This window comes from Erysipelatoclostridium sp. MSK.7.34 (genome assembly GCF_019041935.1).
GTDB lineage: Bacteria > Bacillota_I > Bacilli_A > Erysipelotrichales > Coprobacillaceae > Thomasclavelia > Thomasclavelia ramosa.
Genome location: NZ_JAHPYJ010000005.1, coordinates 115,787 through 134,794 on the forward strand (window position 1 = coordinate 115,787; position 19,008 = coordinate 134,794).

15 protein-coding genes are annotated in these 19,008 nt (G+C 30.7%); 13 read left to right on the forward strand and 2 right to left on the reverse strand.

Features of this window, described 5'->3' with window-relative positions; genetic code table 11:
* From KTF99_RS17025 to KTF99_RS05610, 10 genes are all read left to right on the forward strand, one after another.
* Positions 1 to 207 carry a FeoB-associated Cys-rich membrane protein gene (locus KTF99_RS17025; protein ID WP_008791789.1) on the forward strand — a complete coding sequence of 69 codons (207 nt, stop codon included), beginning with the start codon at positions 1 to 3 and terminating at the stop codon, positions 205 to 207.
* Between the two features lie 90 nt (positions 208 to 297).
* The gene (locus tag KTF99_RS05570) at positions 298 to 1,131 is read left to right on the forward strand and encodes a Cof-type HAD-IIB family hydrolase (protein WP_003538138.1); all 834 of its coding nucleotides are present in this window, start codon (positions 298 to 300) and stop codon (positions 1,129 to 1,131) included.
* Between the two features lie 195 nt (positions 1,132 to 1,326).
* Positions 1,327 to 1,527, forward strand: a complete 201-nt coding sequence (locus KTF99_RS05575; RefSeq protein ID WP_003538140.1) for a cold-shock protein — start codon at positions 1,327 to 1,329, stop codon at positions 1,525 to 1,527.
* A 138-nt stretch (positions 1,528 to 1,665) separates the two neighbouring features.
* Positions 1,666 to 3,555 carry a molecular chaperone HtpG gene (gene htpG / locus KTF99_RS05580; protein WP_003538141.1) on the forward strand — a complete coding sequence of 630 codons (1,890 nt, stop codon included), beginning with the start codon at positions 1,666 to 1,668 and terminating at the stop codon, positions 3,553 to 3,555.
* A gap of 135 nt (positions 3,556 to 3,690) precedes the next feature.
* On the forward strand, positions 3,691 to 4,257 hold the full coding sequence (locus KTF99_RS05585) for a hypothetical protein (RefSeq protein ID WP_003538142.1): 567 nt from the start codon (positions 3,691 to 3,693) through the stop codon (positions 4,255 to 4,257).
* On the forward strand, positions 4,254 to 5,888 hold the full coding sequence (locus KTF99_RS05590; RefSeq protein ID WP_003538143.1) for a GH3 family domain-containing protein: 1,635 nt from the start codon (positions 4,254 to 4,256) through the stop codon (positions 5,886 to 5,888). The genes KTF99_RS05585 and KTF99_RS05590 overlap by 4 nt, the downstream gene beginning before the upstream one ends.
* The gene (locus tag KTF99_RS05595) at positions 5,881 to 8,415 is read left to right on the forward strand and encodes a histidine kinase N-terminal 7TM domain-containing diguanylate cyclase/phosphohydrolase (RefSeq protein ID WP_003538144.1); all 2,535 of its coding nucleotides are present in this window, start codon (positions 5,881 to 5,883) and stop codon (positions 8,413 to 8,415) included. Before KTF99_RS05590 ends, KTF99_RS05595 begins: the two co-directional genes overlap by 8 nt.
* A 12-nt stretch (positions 8,416 to 8,427) precedes the next feature.
* The gene (locus KTF99_RS05600) at positions 8,428 to 8,964 is read left to right on the forward strand and encodes a nitroreductase family protein (RefSeq protein ID WP_003538145.1); all 537 of its coding nucleotides are present in this window, start codon (positions 8,428 to 8,430) and stop codon (positions 8,962 to 8,964) included.
* Between the two features lie 100 nt (positions 8,965 to 9,064).
* On the forward strand, positions 9,065 to 11,503 hold the full coding sequence (locus tag KTF99_RS05605) for a heavy metal translocating P-type ATPase (protein ID WP_029479963.1): 2,439 nt from the start codon (positions 9,065 to 9,067) through the stop codon (positions 11,501 to 11,503).
* On the forward strand, positions 11,496 to 11,747 hold the full coding sequence (locus tag KTF99_RS05610; RefSeq protein WP_003538147.1) for a metal-sensing transcriptional repressor: 252 nt from the start codon (positions 11,496 to 11,498) through the stop codon (positions 11,745 to 11,747). The genes KTF99_RS05605 and KTF99_RS05610 overlap by 8 nt, the downstream gene beginning before the upstream one ends.
* Positions 11,748 to 11,768: 21 nt before the next feature.
* On the opposite strand, the gene KTF99_RS05615 is transcribed toward KTF99_RS05610, so the two are convergent.
* Both KTF99_RS05615 and KTF99_RS05620 read right to left on the reverse strand, forming a co-directional pair.
* Positions 11,769 to 12,821 (reverse strand): DUF2812 domain-containing protein, encoded by a 1,053-nt coding sequence (locus tag KTF99_RS05615; RefSeq protein WP_008791788.1) that lies wholly within the window; start codon positions 12,819 to 12,821, stop codon positions 11,769 to 11,771.
* Positions 12,822 to 12,898: 77 nt separating this feature from the next.
* Positions 12,899 to 14,569, reverse strand: a complete 1,671-nt coding sequence (locus tag KTF99_RS05620) for a Na/Pi cotransporter family protein (RefSeq protein WP_003538149.1) — start codon at positions 14,567 to 14,569, stop codon at positions 12,899 to 12,901.
* 164 nt (positions 14,570 to 14,733) lie between these two features.
* On the opposite strand from KTF99_RS05620, the gene KTF99_RS05625 reads away from it, so the two are divergent.
* The 3 genes from KTF99_RS05625 to KTF99_RS05635 all read left to right on the forward strand — a co-directional run bounded on the left by KTF99_RS05625 (position 14,734) and on the right by KTF99_RS05635 (position 19,005).
* Positions 14,734 to 16,467: an ABC transporter ATP-binding protein gene (locus KTF99_RS05625; protein ID WP_003538150.1), complete on the forward strand. Its 1,734-nt coding sequence runs from the start codon at positions 14,734 to 14,736 to the stop codon at positions 16,465 to 16,467.
* 853 nt (positions 16,468 to 17,320) lie between these two features.
* A complete protein-coding gene (locus tag KTF99_RS05630; RefSeq protein ID WP_009300620.1) occupies positions 17,321 to 18,121 on the forward strand; it encodes an N-formylglutamate amidohydrolase in 801 nt (266 codons plus the stop codon).
* 5 nt (positions 18,122 to 18,126) lie between these two features.
* Positions 18,127 to 19,005, forward strand: coding sequence for a hypothetical protein (locus KTF99_RS05635; RefSeq protein ID WP_003538152.1), 879 nt, complete (start codon positions 18,127 to 18,129; stop codon positions 19,003 to 19,005).
* Positions 19,006 to 19,008: the final 3 nt, after the last annotated feature.

Below are 19,008 nucleotides of genomic sequence, written 5' to 3' on the forward strand. Positions count from 1 at the left end.
GTGAACTGGCTAATTGAAAATTTATCGACTATCATCGTTAGTGTCATTTTATTATTTGCAGTCCTATTAGCAATCAATTCAATCAGAAAAGATAAAGCTAATGGTAAATCTAGTTGTGGCGGAAATTGTGGTAGTTGTGGTACTGGTTGTCATAGCCGCACTAATAGTTTAGTAGATAGTTATCATCATGATCACGGGAAGTGTTAGTACTTCCCTTTTTCTTTTTTTGTAAAAAGAATACAAATATTCTTTAAAATAGGTATACTTATATAATAAATAATCTTAAGGAGGAATGTTATGGAGAAAAAAGCAATTTTTTTAGATGTTGATGGAACATTGGTTGCTAATCATGGCAAAATGACTGAGCAGGTAAAAAAAGCAATCACTCTAGCCCGTAATCAGGGACATAAAGTATTTATTTGTACAGGAAGAAATAAGATAGGAATTAGAAATGAGTTAGAGGAAGTAAATTTTGATGGTTTTATTGCTAGTGCTGGAAGCTATATCGAAGTTGCTGATGAAGTAGTCCATAGCCGTTATTATGATCGTAAATTAATTGAAAAAGCTTGCGATGTATTTAATCGTAATAATATCGTATATAATTATGAGTGTACCGATATTACATATATGTCACCCAAAATGATGGAATTTTTTGTAGGTGGAAATAATGAGGAAGCGACTAATTCGGAGATGGAACGCTTAAAAGCTGAACAAAGTGATAAATTTAATGTAAGAGATATGAATGAATACGATGGTCGTGGAATTCATAAAATATCCTTTATTGCAATGAAGCAGGAAGATTTCGATCATGCTTTTAAAGAATTGAAAGAGAACTTTAACTTTGTAGTACATGATATGTTTGGCAGTAAAAATATTAATGGTGAAATAATGTCAAAACTTGATAATAAAGGAACAGGAATCAAACGAATTGTTGATTATCTAAATATAGATATGGAAGACACAATTGGATTTGGTGATAGTATGAATGATTATGAAATGATCGATGCAGTCAAATGTGGAGTGGTCATGGACAATGGCAGTGCTCGGCTTAAGGAAATAGCTGATCGAATTTGTAAAAGTGTTGATGAAGACGGAGTCTATTATGAATTTATTGATTTAGGAATAATTTAAGTTAAAAAGATTATAAAATATAAATTGAAATATTATTCTGATATTGGTTGACTTCTTATTGTTGCTGTGATATTATATATGAGTAACGAGCAATGAATATTTAACTTACAGATGTGAAAGTTGTATTTATAAGCAACTTAGCATCTGCTTTTTTTATAGTAATGCTTTTTATAATAAAAATAGGAGGTACGTCTGATGAATACAGGTACAGTAAAATGGTTTAATAGTGAAAAAGGTTTTGGATTTATTACAAAAGATACAGGTGGAGATTTATTTGTTCACTTTTCTGCAATCCAAGGTAGTGGATTCAAATCTTTAGAAGAGGGTGCTAAAGTAAGCTTCGATATCGTTGAATCTGATCGTGGTGAACAAGCAGCAAACGTTGCAGCTTTATAATTAACCAAAAGTCTCAATAGAGACTTTTTATTTTTGACTAATTTAGCACTTTCCTATTGACACTGCTAAATAGTTGTATTAGAATATCTTTAGCACAAATGAATGAGGAGTGCTAATATTTAGAATGGAGATGTGAGTATGGCTGAGAAAAAACAATTTAAAGCAGAATCAAAAAGATTATTAGATTTAATGATTAATTCTATTTATACACATAAAGAAATTTTCTTACGTGAATTGATTTCTAATGCAAGTGATGCAAGTGATAAATTATATTATAAAGCACTTACAGAAAATATTTCTTCAATTAATCGCAATGATTTAAAAATTATGATTGAAATCGATAAAGAAAATCGTGTTTTAACTATTAAAGATAATGGAATTGGGATGGATAAAGATGAATTAGAAACACATCTTGGAACTATTGCTAATAGTGGTTCATTTGAGTTTAAAAATGAAAATGAACATGATGATATTGATATTATCGGACAATTTGGTGTTGGTTTCTATGCAGCTTTCATGGTGGCAAAAAAAGTAGAAGTGATTTCTAAAAAATATGGAACTGAGCAAGGATATACTTGGGTATCTGAAGTTAGTGATGGCTATGAGATTTTTGAAACTAATGTTGCTGATCATGGAACTACAATTAAATTATACTTAAAAGATAATACGGATGATGATAACTATGATGAATATTTAAATCAATATCATATTCGTGATTTAGTTAAAAAATATTCTGATTACGTGCATTATCCAATTAATATGGATATGACAGTTTCAAAGAAAAAAGATGATAGTGATGAATACGAAGATGTTATTGAAAATCAAACATTAAATTCAATGGTACCATTATGGAAACGTAATAAAAAAGATATTACTGATGAAGAATATAATGATTTCTACAAAGATAAATTTAATGATTTTAATGATCCGTTGAAAGTGATTCATAGCCGAGTAGAAGGTAATGTTTCATATGATTCATTATTATTTATTCCTTCAAAACCACCAATGAATTATTATTCAAATGAATATGAAAAAGGGTTACAATTATATTCACGTGGTGTCTTCATCATGGATAAAGCTAGTGAATTAGTTCCTGAACATTTCCGCTTTGTTAAAGGATTGGTTGATTCAGAAGACTTATCATTAAATATTTCAAGAGAAATGTTACAACACGACCGTCAATTAAAAGTAATTGCTGATAAAATTGAAAAGAAAATTCAATCAGAATTAGAAACAATGTTGAAAAAAGATCGTGTAAAATATGAAGAATTCTTTAATAGTTTTGGTTTACAATTAAAGTTTGGTATTTATAATAGCTATGGAATGTTAAAAGAAAAATTACAAGATCTGCTATTATATTATTCTAGTAAAGAAGAAAAACTTATTACCTTAGCGGAATATATTGAACATATGCCTGAAGGTCAAAAGGAGATTTATTTTGCAAGTGGTGAAACTCGTGAAAAGATTGCCACTTTACCACAAGTAGAAGTAGTCAAAGACAAAGGATATGATGTTCTATATTTAACAGATAATGTAGATGAATTCTGTTTCCAAATGATGCGTGATTATAAGGAAAAACCATTTAAGAGTGTAGCTCAAGGTGATTTAGATATCGATAGTGAAGAGGAAAAGAAAGAATTAGAAAAAACTAATGAAGAGAATAAAGACTTATTGACAGCAATCAAAGATTCTCTTGGTGATAAAGTCGTTGACGTAAAAGTATCTTCACGATTAAAATCACATCCTGTTTGTCTAGTTTCTAGTGATGGAGTATCATTTGAAATGGAAAAAGTCTTAAATCAGATGCCTGAAGGTCAAGAAGTAAAAGCAGGTAGAATTTTAGAAATTAATCCTAATCATGATATTTTCAATGCTATGAAAAAGGTTTATGAAAATAATCCTGATAAAGTAAATGATTATGCAAGTATCTTATATGATCAAGCTTTATTGATTGAAGGATTCTCAATCGACAATCCAGTTGATTTTTCAAATAAAATTTGTGATTTGATGATTGAATTGAATAAATAATTGAAGAATTTTAAAGGGTAGATGTTAAGTCTACCTTTTTTTGTACTATTTAGTAAAAAAATTACTAAATACATTAAAAAATTGAGCGATTATGTGTATAATAGACATATATGAAAATAGAGTGAGAGGGTATATATGTTAAATATTTGTGGGATTATTGCTTTTTTTATGATGTACATTTATGATTTGAATTTAATTTATTTAGGTAATAAAATTTTTAAAAAGTTTTTTGCGATTGGGTCAATAATATTAGTATTTGCTACTTTAGCGAATATTATTATTTATTTTCCTAAAAAAATAGATGCACACTTTATTATCTTTTTGGGACTTGCATTACTGGCAGCGATAGGGTTAATCTATACGTTATTTTTTGCGTTAAAATTTGATGATGCATATAAAAATACTGAGAATAAACAGCCGTGTGTAAAAACCGGTGTCTATGCCTTATGTCGTCATCCGGGGGTGCACATGATGATTTTAATGTATTTATGTTTATATCTAGCTTTTCAAAATGAAACTATGTTATTTATGTTGATTGGATTTAATCTATTAAATATTGGGTATGTGATTTTACAAGACATAATTATTTTCCCCAAGCAATTTGTTGATTACGATGAATATAAAAAAATAGTACCATTTCTTGTTCCAACAATTAAAAGTATTAGAAGCTGTATTAGAACATTTGGGGAGGTGTCAAAATGAAATTTGAGGATAAATTAAAAGCACGGAGTCGAGAAGATGTTTGGAATGAATACTGTGGCTTTTTAGATTTATCGATGGATGAATTTGTTCAGATTCAAAATCGTCTGATGGAAGAACAAATTGCCTTATGGTCACGAAGCCCATTAGGGAAAAAAATATTAAAAGGAAGTACACCAAAAAATATTAAGGAGTTTCGTGGACTAGTTCCATTAACTTCTTATGATGATTATGCTAGCGACTTATTACAAAAGAAAAGCGAACTTTTACCAGATGAACCGGTTTTATGGATCCAGACAACTTGGGAGGGTGGTAAACATCCCATCAAGGTGGCTCCTTATACTGAAAGTATGCTGGATACATTTAAACGAAATGTCTGTGCCTGTTTGTTATTGGGAACTTCAACAAAGCGAGGGGATTTTAAAGCCCGTTCGACAGATACGATTTTATATGGTCTAGCACCATTACCTTATGCAACAGGCTTGTTACCATTAGCATTTGAAGAGGAAATCGGTATTGAATTTTTACCGCCTGTTAAGGATGCTGTGAAAATGAGTTTTTCAACTCGAAATAAAGTAGGATTTAAATTAGGATTGTCAAAGGGAATTGACTATTTTTTTGGTTTAGGAAGTGTAACTTATTATGTTAGTTTAAGTTTAGGAAAAATGAGTTCTGGCGGTGGCGGTGCTATTTCTTTATTAAAAAAATCACCATTACGTTTTGCTAAGATTGTATTAGCAAAATGCAAATGCATAAAAGAAGGACGTGAGTTAAAACCTAAAGATATTTTTAAATTAAAGGGATTTATGGTAGCAGGAACAGATAATGCTTGTTATAAGGATGATTTAGAAGAATTGTGGGGTATTCGTCCAATGGAAATATTTGCTGGAACGGAACCAACTTGTATAGGCACTGAGACGTGGAGCCGAAATGGATTATACTTTTTCCCTGATGCTTGTTTTTATGAGTTTATCCCAAGTGACGAAATGGAGAAAAATCTAGCTGATTCTAGTTATCAGCCTCGAACAGTATTGATAAATGAGGTTGAAGAAGGAATGAGTTATGAATTAGTAATATCTGTTTTAAAAGGCGGAGCCTTTATGCGTTATCGAGTAGGTGATATGTATCAGTGTATTGATCTTAAAAATAAAGATGAGAATATTAAATTACCGCGATTTAAATATCTCGATCGGGTTCCAAATGTCATTGATATTGGCGGGTTTACAAGGATTACTGAAAATTCGATTGATCAAGTTGTCAAATTATCGGGACTTAAAATCACTAATTATATTGCTAAAAAAGAATTTAATCATAATAATCGTCCATATCTGCATCTATATGTTGAAATGGATCCACATGCTCAAATCACCCAAGCTATTTCAATTGAAATACTAAGGGAACAATTAAGCATTTATTTTAAATATGTAGATCAAGATTATCAGGATTTAAAGAAAATTCTAGGTATCGATCCGTTAAAAATAACAATTATAAAAGCTGGAACATTTGCCTATTATGAAAAAAATCATTCTCATAAAATTAAAAAAATTAATCCTCCAACTTTAGAAATTAATGAACTGTTAACGATTCAAGATCAGGATTATCGGGTTGAAATGGGAGGACGACTATATGAATAATTATACATATGTCTCGATTATTGCGCTGTACTGTTATATATTTTTATTTATTTCATTATCGGCTTCAAAGAAAACTAAGTTGATTAAAGCTTTTATGACATTGTTAATGGCGATGATGTTTTGGACTGGTGGTTCTTTCTTTATGCGTTCAATGTTTGGACCATCAGTCAAATTTTGGTATGATATTTCTTTATTGGGTTTATGTCTAGTACCATATGCGTTTATTAGTTTTGTCCATGAATTTTTATTTAATTCACCCCATAAAAAAGATACTATTTGGTTCTTTCTTTTTGTCGGACTTTTCATTATTAATGCTACAACAGAACTCTTGCTGCCAGCACCTGAATATACAATAAGGGCTAGCGGGATTCCAGCATTTTATTATACTTCTAATGTTTATACGTATATTTTTTATTGTTTCTTTCTAGCAAGTATTATTTATTGTGTTTCGTTGATCATAAAAGGCTTTAAAGAAAATCGTAATCAGGTGATCCGGCTAATGCCAATGTTTGCTGGGATTGCATGTTTAATATTTGGAAATACTTGTGTTATGTTGGGGTGGTTTGCTGGTTTTCCAATTGATATTGTTGCTGGGGTTATTAATGCAATATGTATGTTCTATACTTTGTATAAACGACGTTTATTTAGGCTTAATCTTTTAGTTTCACGACGTAGCAGTTATGTAATAGCTGGAATGTTGTCAATTATTTTATTTGCTAATTTAGTTGGTACATTTCAAAATATTTTATTTGAACATTTTGGTTTGATTACTAAAAATTATTATGTATTAGTAATTGCAGTAGCTTTTACGATTGTAACTGCGATAATTTATACAATGTTAAAAAAATTTATTGATGCAATTTTTATAAAAGAAGAAATTCAGCAATCAGATAGTTTAAAAGAGTTTTCTAACTATGTTTCAAAAACTTTGCAAGTAAATGAAATTGTCGGGGCAATGGGTGAAATAATTTTGAAATGTGTCGAAACCAAACAAGTGTATATTTGTCTTTTAGATGACAATGGTGATTATTCAATTGAGTACAGCAGTTCACCATTAAGAAAAAATAACTATATTATTAATCATGAAAATCCTGTGGTGATTAAATTAATGAATAACGATGATATGATATTTTATAGTGAATTTAGACATTCAATAAATTATCGTTCAATGTGGGACAGTGAGAAACAATTATTTGAAAATCTAAATATTGAAGGAATTATCCCAGTTAAACAAGAGCAATTAATTGGGATGATCCTGCTGGCTCCCAAACCACGGCGCTCGGGGTATAGTTATGGAGAAATTAGTTTCTTGTCTTCAGTTGCTTCAATTAGTGCCATTGCTTTAATTAATTCAAAAATGTATGAGACAGTTTATAATGAAGCACGTAGTGATGAATTAACTGGACTGTTGAATCGTAAATATTTTTATGAGGCTTTGAATAATGAATATGAAAAATTGGGAGAACGCCAATTATCATTGATTTTAGTAAGTGTAGATGATGTTCGGCTTTATAATCAATTGTATGGTAATAAAGAAGGAGATATTGTCTTAATTAATGTAGCACGAATTATGGATGATTATGTAAATACACAAGGTTATACAGCACGTTTAGGGGGAAAGGAATTTGGGATTATTTTACCAAATTATGGACCTTTAGAAGCAAAAGATCTGGCCGAAAACATTCGCGAGCAAATAATGAATATGAATAAACGAGATAGTGACTATACTTTAAAAGTAGTTACTGCAAGCTTTGGTATTAGTTCTATTCCGGTATCTGCCAATACAATTAAGCAATTATTAGATTATGCAGATCAAGCGCTATATCAGTCAAAGCGACATGGTAAAAATCGTGTATCAGTTTATAATGCAGGAGTGGTTGAAAGTACAAGTGGTGTGACGATTGTTGATGCACATCGAGAAAAACAGAATATTTACTTAGAGTATGCGCCGACAATTTATGCATTGACAGCTGCAATTGATGCAAAAGACCATTATACTTTTACCCATTCTGAAAATGTTGCTTATTATGCTACAAAATTAGCAATCGGATGTGGATATGATAGTGAATTAGTCGAGATTATTAATGAAGCTGCACTTCTTCATGATATTGGTAAAATTGGGATTTCAGAAAATATTTTAAAGAAAACTTCTAAATTAAGTGATGAAGAATACCAAATTATGCAATCGCATGTGGAAGCTTCAGTTAATATTATTCGACATTTACCTTCATTGGACTACGTTATTCCAATTGTCTTAACACATCACGAACGTTATGATGGGCGTGGATATCCAAGAAGAATTTCTGGTGAAGATATCCCGGCCGGAGGAAGAATTATGGCAATAGCGGATTCTTTTGATGCAATGACTTCAAGAAGGAGTTATAAAGAACCATATTCATTAGAGTATGCTCTTAATGAATTAAAGCGTAATCGGGGATTGCAATTTGATCCCGATTTAGTTGATAAGTTTATTGAACTGATAAATTCTGGTATAATTGAAGTAAGAGGTAATCAAAATAATGAGTAAGGAGGAAAAATAATGTCATTAGACCAAATTATTAAGCAGCGCCGAAGTATTAGAAAATATAAAAAGAAGCCTGTTTCTAACGAGCAGATACAATTGCTTATTCAAGCAGCAGTCGAAGCACCATCTTGGAAAAATAGTCAAACAGCTCGATATCATGTTATTACATCACAACCTTTATTGAATGAGTTTAAAGAGAGATGTTTACCGGAGTTTAATCAAGAAAATTGTAAAGATGCACCGGTTTTAATAGTAACATCTTTCATTCCAAATCGCTCAGGATTTGAACGTGATGGAACGCCTAGTAACGAACTGGCAAATGGCTGGGGCTGTTATGATCTTGGACTTCACAATCAAAATATTCTTTTAAAAGCGACAGAATTAGGATTAGGATCATTGGTCATGGGGATTCGCGATATTGATAAAATCAAGGGATTGTTAGATATTTCTAAAGAAGAAATAATTGTTTCAGTTATTGCTATAGGTATTAGTGATATTGAGCCAGAACGGCCTAAACGTAAAACGGTTGAGGATATTACAAGATTTTATTAACTATTACTTTTGTAATAGTTTTTTTGTGCATTTCTTTTGCATAAAATTTTATTTTGGGCTATACTATATCCGTACCCCCTAGGAGGGGGGAGGAGGTCTTATGAAACGTAAATATAGTGTAAAAGGGATGACTTGTTCAGCTTGTGAAAATCATGTTCATAATAGTGTTTGTAAATTACCGGGAGTTGAACATGTTGAGGTGAATTTATTAACAAATTCAATGAATGTTGAATTTGATGAAACAAAAGTTGATGATAGCATGATTATTAAAGCCGTAAAAGATGGTGGATATCAGGCGAGTAGTTATGATGATGCATTAGTTGATAATGACGACTTAAGTAATTTGAAAAGGAAATTAATTTATTGTTTCATCGCACTTGGATTACTGATGTATGTATCAATGTCATCAATGCTCAGTTATCCAATCCCTAATATTATTAGGGATAATGTTTATTTTAATATCATATTACAAATAATCTTTTTGATTCCAATTTTGATTTTGAAAAAAGATTACTTTGTTAATGGTTTTAAGAATTTGATCCATTTTGATCCAACTATGGATTCGTTGATTGCACTTGGTGCGGGAGCTGCTATTGTCTATAGTATTTATTCAGTTGTTTTAGCTTTAAGCGGATCTTTAATGGAGATGCATTTAGTCCATAATGTTTATTTTGAATCTGCTGGTATGATTGTTACATTGATTAGTTTTGGGAAATATCTTGAGGCTAAATCAAAGAAGAAAACAACTGATGCGATTGGGAAGTTATTAGAATTGGCTCCTGATGTCGCTTGTCGTTTTAATGATGGCAAAGAAGAAATTGTTAAAATTTCCGAATTAAAAATTGATGACCTGGTTCTAGTAAGGGCAAATGAAACAGTGCCAGTCGATGGTAAGATAGTACAAGGATTTAGTTCTATTGATGAATCAATGATTACTGGTGAAAGTCTTCCGATTGAAAAAGAAGTAAGTAGTTTAGTGATTGGGGGAACAAATAATCTCCAAGGTACTTTTATATATACTGTAACAAGAACGGTTGAGGATAGTACATTAGCCAAAATTATTGAATTGGTTGAAGAAGCATCTAGTTCCAAAGCACCAATGACTAGAACTATTGATAAGGTTGTTAAATATTTTGTTCCTACAGTAATCGTAATAGCCCTAATCACTTTTGTAGGATGGTTGATAATGGGAGAAGATTTGAATTTTGCTATTACTAGCGCAATTGCGGTATTAGTTATTTCTTGTCCATGTGCTCTTGGTTTGGCAACTCCAGTAGCAATCATGGTGTCAACAGGAGTTGGAGCAACTAATGGGATCCTAATCAAAAGTGCAGAAGTATTAGAAAATGAAAATAATATTGACGTAGTTGTTTTTGATAAAACAGGGACTCTAACTAAAGGAATGGCTCAAGTTAGTGATATTTATAGTCACAAATTAGAATTAGCACAAGTAATTGCGATCATTGCATCGCTAGAAAAGGGTTCTAGTCATGTTTTAGCGAATGCTTTTATTCAAAAAGCTGCTGAGATGAATTTAGAATTAAAAGAGATTACTGATTTTGAATCATTAAGTGGTTTGGGAATTAGAGGAACAATTGATAATGTTGAATATGCAGTTGGTAATTTAAGGATGATGAAAGAGAGTGGAATTGATTTAAGTCGATATCAAGAAAAAATTGATTTATATTTAATTCAAGGTAAAACATTAGTATTTTTAGCTCATGATCAAGAGCTGATAGGGTTGGTGAGTATTTTTGATGATATCAAAGATACAAGTCGTCAAGCAATTCAGCGTTTAAAAGAAATGAAAATTAAAACAGTTATGCTAACTGGTGATCTAAAAGGTACTGCAAATGCTATTAATAAACAATTAGGTTTAGATGAGGTAATTGCTGAAGTCTTGCCACAAGATAAAGAAAATGTAATCCAACAATTGCAAGCACAGGGCAATAGTGTTTTAATGGTCGGTGATGGAATCAATGATGCTCCTGCGCTAGTTCGTAGTGATGTGGGTGTTGCTATCGGTAAAGGAAATGATATTGCGATAGATGCAGCCGATGTTATCTTGATGAAAGATGATATTCGTGATATAGTGGCATCGATTGAATTATCAAAAAGAACAATTATTAATATTAAAGAAAATTTATTTTGGGCATTTATTTATAATGTGATAGGGATTCCAATTGCAGCCGGTATTTTCTATTATAGTTTTGGATTAAGATTAGATGCCATGGTTGGTTCTTTATGCATGTCATTATCATCAGTTTGTGTTGTTACTAATGCGTTACGATTAAAACGCTTTAAACCATACTATCAAAAGGAGAATAAGAAGATGAAAAAGGAAATTGTAATTGAAGGAATGATGTGTCAACATTGTAAAAAACATGTTGAAGAAGCTTTAAATGGCTTAGCAGACACAACTGCTGCAGTTGATTTAGAAAATAATCTTGCTCGTGTTGAAACAGTTCAAGATGATAGTATTTTGAAAAATGCTATTGAAAAAGCTGGTTATAAAGTGGTAGGAATTAAAAATGTCTAATGAAAAAGTCTTATTACGTTTAAAGACAGCGCGAGGACAAATTGATGCAGTTATTAAGATGATTGAAGATGAGCGTTACTGTATTGATATTTCGAATCAGTTATTAGCTATTCAATCACTAATTAAAAATGCTAATAATGAGGTATTATCTAATCATCTCAACCATTGTGTTAAAAATGCGATTAATGAGCATGATGCAGATCAGAAAATAGACGAAGTAATCAAATTATTAACTAAATTATAAAAAATCAGTTATTGAACTGATTTAGTAGTTAAATGATGTAATTTTTTGATAAGTATTGTTTTCAAGAAGATCTACTGTTGTTTGAACGATGATTAAGCGCTTATTCTTAACAAAAGCAATGCAATTATAAATTGAATCATTTGAAAGCAGATAACCATTGGTTATTTGCTTTTTATTTTTAAAGTTAACACTGTTTAAATAATCGTTCAAAGCATTTTTAGCTTTTTTTTCTGAATTATAGTAATAATAATTAACAATCAAAGCATCATTATCATTTTCTTCATTATAACTTATTGCCTCTTTGATCATTAAACTGCTGCTTTTATTAAAAGTATTATATTCATCATTGTTACTAGATAGACCAAGTGCTGATAATGTAATGATCCTATCATTAAGCGGGAGTGTCTCACGCCCGATAAAATCGATTGAAAATCCAGCAATAATTAAAACAATTGAAACAATTAGTAACCAATTTGACATAATAAATGGATATTTGCTAATTTTATTATTTGCTTTTTTATTACTTAAAGTTAGTTTGATCTTTTCAGTAGTGAGATGATGATTGAAGAAACGGATTAGTAATGCTGGGCAAAATAATAAGGGAATATAATGTAAAATTATTGACCCGTTCGTGATAAATTCCATTGGGTTTTGATTAGCAAAAACACTTGGAATCAGTAAAAAAGAAAGCAGCATAGCGACAAAAATAAAAATAATATTGGAGATGGTCTTATTGCGTTTAAAATAAGTTAGCAGCAGTGCTTGATCTGTACCCTTAATATTGGCTGCTTGAGCGGCTTTAAAAACATATATCTTTCGTGATTTACCAATAAATTCATAACCGTGGTTTACATAATTTAATAACCACTGATCACGCTGTTCACGATTGTTTTTAGAAGATTTTTTTTGAGGTACAAAAATATCTGCTTTATAATAGAAACGTTGCTCATCTTTTTTAAAAACTGTAAACATATCAACGCTTTTGCAATTATAGCCTGACTTTGATAAATTATTTAGCATATCTTCAAATTGTTTATACTCACTAGTATCATAATTAGTTAATCTTAATTTCATAATCGACTCCTTATAAATATATTATTAGATTATCATTTTTTATCCAAACAATAAAGAAAAACCGTGTAAAACACGGTTTACTTTGAAAACGCTGATTCTGGTTCTTCGTTAAGATAGGCTGATTCATCTAATAAATACGATTCAGAAATATTTTGACAATGATCGCCCATTCGTTCGAGATTAGCAAGAATATCGACGTAAGTTGAATTAACTAGTGCTGAATTTTCAATTTTACGACCAACTCGTTTGATATGACGCTGTTTAGCTTTTTTGTTGAAGTAATCTAAATCTGCTTCTTTGTCGTCAACATAAACAATATCATCCAAATCATGAGTATCAAAGGCTTTAACTGCGTGATTTAACATATCAATGACCATATCCATCATCGCTTCTAGATCTTCACGAGCTTCTGGTGAAAAATCTTCTTTTTCATCATAGATTGCTTCATAATATTTAACAATGTTAATACATAAATCACCAATTCTTTCAAAATCTTTAATAGTTTTCATATTTGCTAAATAGTCATTAGAATCATGGTCATTTAGAGTTTCATGCGAAATCAAAACTAAGTACTCAGTAATTTTACTGTCTAGTGTATTAATAGCATTTTCCATTTCATAAACACCATCTTTAGCTAATGGGTTTTTAGTTTCAAAATAAGCTCTAATTCCTTCAACTGCTTCAATTGTAATATGACCCATCTCGATTATCTTGTTTTTAGCAATAGCTAAAGCATGACTCGGGAATAACTGAACAACATTTTGATCTAATTCGCTTAAATCCATATTTATTTCTTTTTTACTGCTCGGTAAGATTTTTTTGATAAGTTTTACGATTGCTGGTATTAAAGGAAAAAAGAATGCCGTAGTTACAACGTTAAAGATTCCATGAGCTACTGATAATTGTAGCTCAGGTAAAATATTTAATGCTCCAGCAAGCCATTCTATCAAGAGCGTGAATGGCGATAAGACGATCATAAATAATAGTGATCCAACCACATTGAATAATACATGGAAGAAAGCAGCACGTTTAGCTGGTACTGTTCCACCAAATGAAGCTAATACGGCAGTAATCGTTGTACCGATGTTACTTCCAAAAAGGAATGGTAAAGCGATAGATAAACCGATTGCTCCAGCACCGTACATCTGTTGAGCAATTGCAATTACCGCTGCTGAAGATTGAACTGCTGTTGTTAATAATGTTCCACCCAATAATCCTAACCATGGATTTTGTGATAGATAATTCGCTACTTGTGTAAATTCTGGGACTTTTGAAATATTTGCTAAATTATCTCCCATTAACTCTAAACCATAGAATAAACATCCAAATCCAAAGATGATTTGTCCCATATATTTTGTTTTTTTGTTTTTTGAAAACATTAAAAAAGCTGCCCCAAGGATAATAAAGTATACTGCATATTGAGATACTTTTAACCCTACAAATACGGACGTAATAACTGTTCCGATGTTGGCACCCATAATTATTCCAATTGATTGTTCGAGGGTCATCAAACCAGAACGAATTAAACCAATTGCTAATGCTGTTGTTCCTGAACTTGACTGAATCAAACAAGTTACAAATGCACCTATTACTATACCTTTGAATGGACTAGAAGTATACTTATCGATGATATCTTTCATTTTATCACCTGAGTATCCTTTTAAACCATCGCCCATGTACTCAATTCCAAATAAAAACAATCCTAAACCTGCAAGTATCATCGGCCAATCAATGTCCGCTAACGTCATAAAATCACACTCCTATACACAAACATAATATAGAAATGTTAAGTAATTGTAAATTATTTGTAAAATAAATTAACACAATCTTAACATTTGGATAAAATACTTAAAATTATTGGATAAATATGTTATTATATGGTGAAATAAAGAGTATAGAAGGAGGTTGAATAATGAGTGAGAGATCTAAAAAATTTTTATCGTATTACCGTCCATATTTAAAATTATTTTTAGCAGATATGTTTTGTGCAATGATTGCTGCAGGAATTACATTGGTTTTTCCAATGATTATTCGCTACATTACAGGAACAGTTTTAATAGCTGATAATTTTGAAATGGGCATCATATATAAATTAGGGATTTTTATGGTAGTTTTAGTTATTGTTGAGTATTTATGTAACTATTTTGTGGCATATCAAGGTCATGTGATGGGGGTTTATATGGAGCGTGATCTGCGTAATGAATTATTTCAACATTATCAAAAATTATCATTTAGTTTTTATGATGAACAAAAAACGGGGCAATTAATGTCACGTTTAACAAACGATTTGTTTTCATTAACTGAACTTTATCATCATGGTCCTGAAGACATTGTTATTTCATTTATTAAATTTTTTGGTGCATTTATTATTTTAGCAACAATTAATCTTAAATTAACTTTAATTGTTTTTGCTTTTATTCCAGTGATGGGTGCATTTATTTATTATTACAATCGTAAAATGAAAAGAGCATTTAAGCGAAATAAACAAAGAGTAGGGGATATTAATGCACGAATTGAAGATAATTTATCGGGAATTCGTGTGGTAAAAAGTTTTGGGAATGAAAGTCATGAAATTATTAAGTTTCATGATGAAAATAGTCGTTATGTAAGCAGTAAGAAAAATAGTTATTTTTATATGGGAAAATTTCATTCAGGATTAGGTGCTTTTACTAGTATGGTGACTGTAGCAGCGGTTTTCTTTGGGGCTATTTTTATTTCTAATGATGGATTAAATACAGCTGATTTAATTGCATTCTTGCTTTATATTAATAATCTTATTGATCCAGTTAAAAAGTTTATTAATTTTACTGAGCAATTTCAAGATGGGATTACTGGGTTTGAAAGATTCATGGAAATATTGGAAATTGAACCTGATATTAAGGATAAAAAAGATGCTCATAATTTATTAGATGTTAAAGGAGCCATTGAGTATCGGCATGTCGGGTTTAGATACAATCAAAAAAGTGATTATGTGTTAAAAGACATTGATTTAAAAGTTGCTCCTGGTGAGTATATTGCTTTAGTTGGTTCTTCAGGGGCAGGAAAAACAACCATTTGCTCATTACTGCCACGTTTTTATGAAGTTAGTGAGGGTGATATTTTTATTGACGGACAAAATATTAAAGATATTAAATTAAATTCATTACGTCAAAATATCGGGATTGTCCAACAGGATGTTTATTTATTCGCTGGAACAATTTTAGATAATATTCGTTATGGTCGCTTTGACGCAACAGATGAAGAAGTCATTGAGGCTGCTAAAAAAGCAAATGCTCATGATTTTATAATGGAATTACCAGATGGCTATGATACTGATTGTGGTCAGCGTGGAGTGAAACTATCTGGTGGGCAAAAACAGCGATTAAGTATAGCTCGGGTTTTTTTAAAGAATCCTCCAATTTTAATTTTTGATGAGGCGACAAGTGCATTGGATAATGAAAGTGAACATATTGTTCAGCAATCATTAGAATCACTGGCCAAAAATCGAACAACGTTAGTTATTGCCCATCGTTTATCAACGATAAAAAATGCTAAACGCATTTGTGTATTATCTACAAAAGGAATTGAAGAAGAAGGAACACATGATGAATTATTGGCAAAAAATGGCCAATATGCAACCTTTTATAAAATGCAGTTTAATAAATAGAAGTAGAAGAACTGAAATGAACTCAGTTATTTGGGTCTCCAAATGAAGAATAGTTTATTTCAGAACTTCTATTTTTTTATAACAATTTAAAGATCAGTATAAATAGTTAAAACAAGATTGTGATAATCTTTTTTATATCATTATTGTTGTGTTAAAAAGCTGAGAAGAGTAAACTGTATCTATACGATTAAAGGAGAAATAGGATGGAATTATATAAAATAATTGCCCCTAATAATTGGAAAAGATCAATGTATTGTCAGTTTTTTTTGAGATAGTAGTGAACAATGTTTTTGTCTGAACTTAGAAGTAGATACTGCGAATTTAAAAAAGAATTTGAGAGCAAAATTATTCATTCACAATGGTTTTGACCTATGCAGTAAGTAAATATGCAAGTGAGATAGAGGCATGCAGGTACTGATTTTTTGACGGTCAAATCGTTCTATATGATCAAATCGACACAGCCCTTACATATTTAGAGCTAGAGATTGGATTATTTGAAGTAGTCATAGTTGCAATACAGCCAAAGATAGAAGACTATATCCAGTTGGCTACAAAAATGGCAAAAGAACAAACTGAATATTTACTGATTCACTAGGAAATAATGTATTTTAATTTTCATTACAGTCTAGGATACCATATTAACATATATTACACACTAACTTTGGTAAGAAGGATAATGAGACTCTCTTATTCGACTAGAGAAAATATTTCTAATATGATGATGAAATACTTTTACCATTTTTAATTCAAACACATCATCTACTTGTTGATGATCTACATATGGGTAAATGATAAAATATAGTTATCACTTTTTTTAAACTAAATTAAGATGGGAAAATATGAGAGGAATAGTATGATACAGATATTAAAAGATAAACAGTCGATGTATACAATTAATACATCGTTGCATGAGCTGCCTGTAGTAATCAGCTTACCGCATAGTGGAACATATATAACTTCTGAAATGGCTGAAAATTTAATGGACGATGTTATTTTTCCTAATACTGATTGGTATTTACCAAAACTGTATGGCTTTTTAAAAGAATTAGGGTTCACAATTATTATTAATAATATGAACCGGCATTTGATTGATGTGAATCGTGATATTAATGATAAAAAAGGTAGTTCTTATAAGACAAATCTAATTTATACAAAAACCACTCAAGGAGCTTTAATGTATAATCACGAATTATCAGTACAAGAAATTGAAAGACGGATTGCTGATTATTATTTACCTTATCATGAGGCGATTAGACAAGCATTGCTAGAGAAGCAAAAATATTTTAAAAAAGTTTATTTAATTGATTTGCATAGCTTTGGATTGAATTATGGCGCGGATATTATTCTTGGTAATGATAATGGTCGTGCTTGTACTTCTAAAACTACAAATTTCTTTAAAAAAATGATGAAGAAGCAAAATTTTAAAGTGACTGAAAATAATCCTTTTGCAGGAGGCTATATTACTAAATATTATGGAGCCAGTGTTGAAAATTGTGAGGCAATTCAAATTGAATTGTGGTATCAAACATATATAGATAAACGTTCTTTTGGCAATGAGGAGCTGCCGGTAATCAATAACGAGTTATTTGGTGAGACAAGCCGGAGGATGGAAAACGTGTTTATTGAATTAAAAAAATGGCTAAAGGATGAATAATTTTAATGAAAGAACAAGCTATAGATAGTGCTTTGATTTTAAGAAAAAGCTTTGAGCATGGTGAAGCTTTTTCTGAAATAGAAATATCTGAATTATTAAAAGAATCTAAATTAGTTGAAAAATTGACAAGAGATTATGAAGACAGTTCCTTCTTTAATATTTTTAGACTTATTTGTTTATCAGAAATACCATTTATTGAACAATTGCCATATACTCAAAAAATCATTGATTTTATATCTAATAATTTAGCTGCTGATGAAGGTTTTTCATATAATGGACAAGGTGATTGCATTGTTCCTTGTTACAATGCAATGCTTTTAGAAGCATATACTCGATTGCAAATGGCAAAGAGTAATGAAGCACAGAATGCTCTAGATTGGATAAAAAGATATCAAGTATTTGAGAGAAATCAAAGAACATCTTGGCGATATGGAGAAATTTGCAAACATGGCGGATGTATGAAAGCTACACCATGTTATATTGGGATTGGTAAAACTGTACGAGCATTGATTACTTATGCTAAATATATTAAAAATGCTGATTCTCATGTCGAACAACTGATTGAACAGGGAATTGTATATATGTTAAAGCACAATATGTATCAGCGCTTATCAAATCAGCAATGCATTAGTAAATATATTGATAAAATCATGTTTCCTCAAGCATATATGTTATCATTGACAGATTTAGTATATATTGTAAATGAACGAAATTTATGGTGGGATCAACGTACGATTCCGTTGAAGAACCTCCTTGAAGAGAAGCAAGTAGGTTCAGGCCAATGGAAAATAGAATATATTTATAGTCATAAGGGATACAAAGCTTTTGAAACTAAAAGAAATTCCTCGAAATGGATAAATTATTTATATAACTTAAATAAGTAGGAA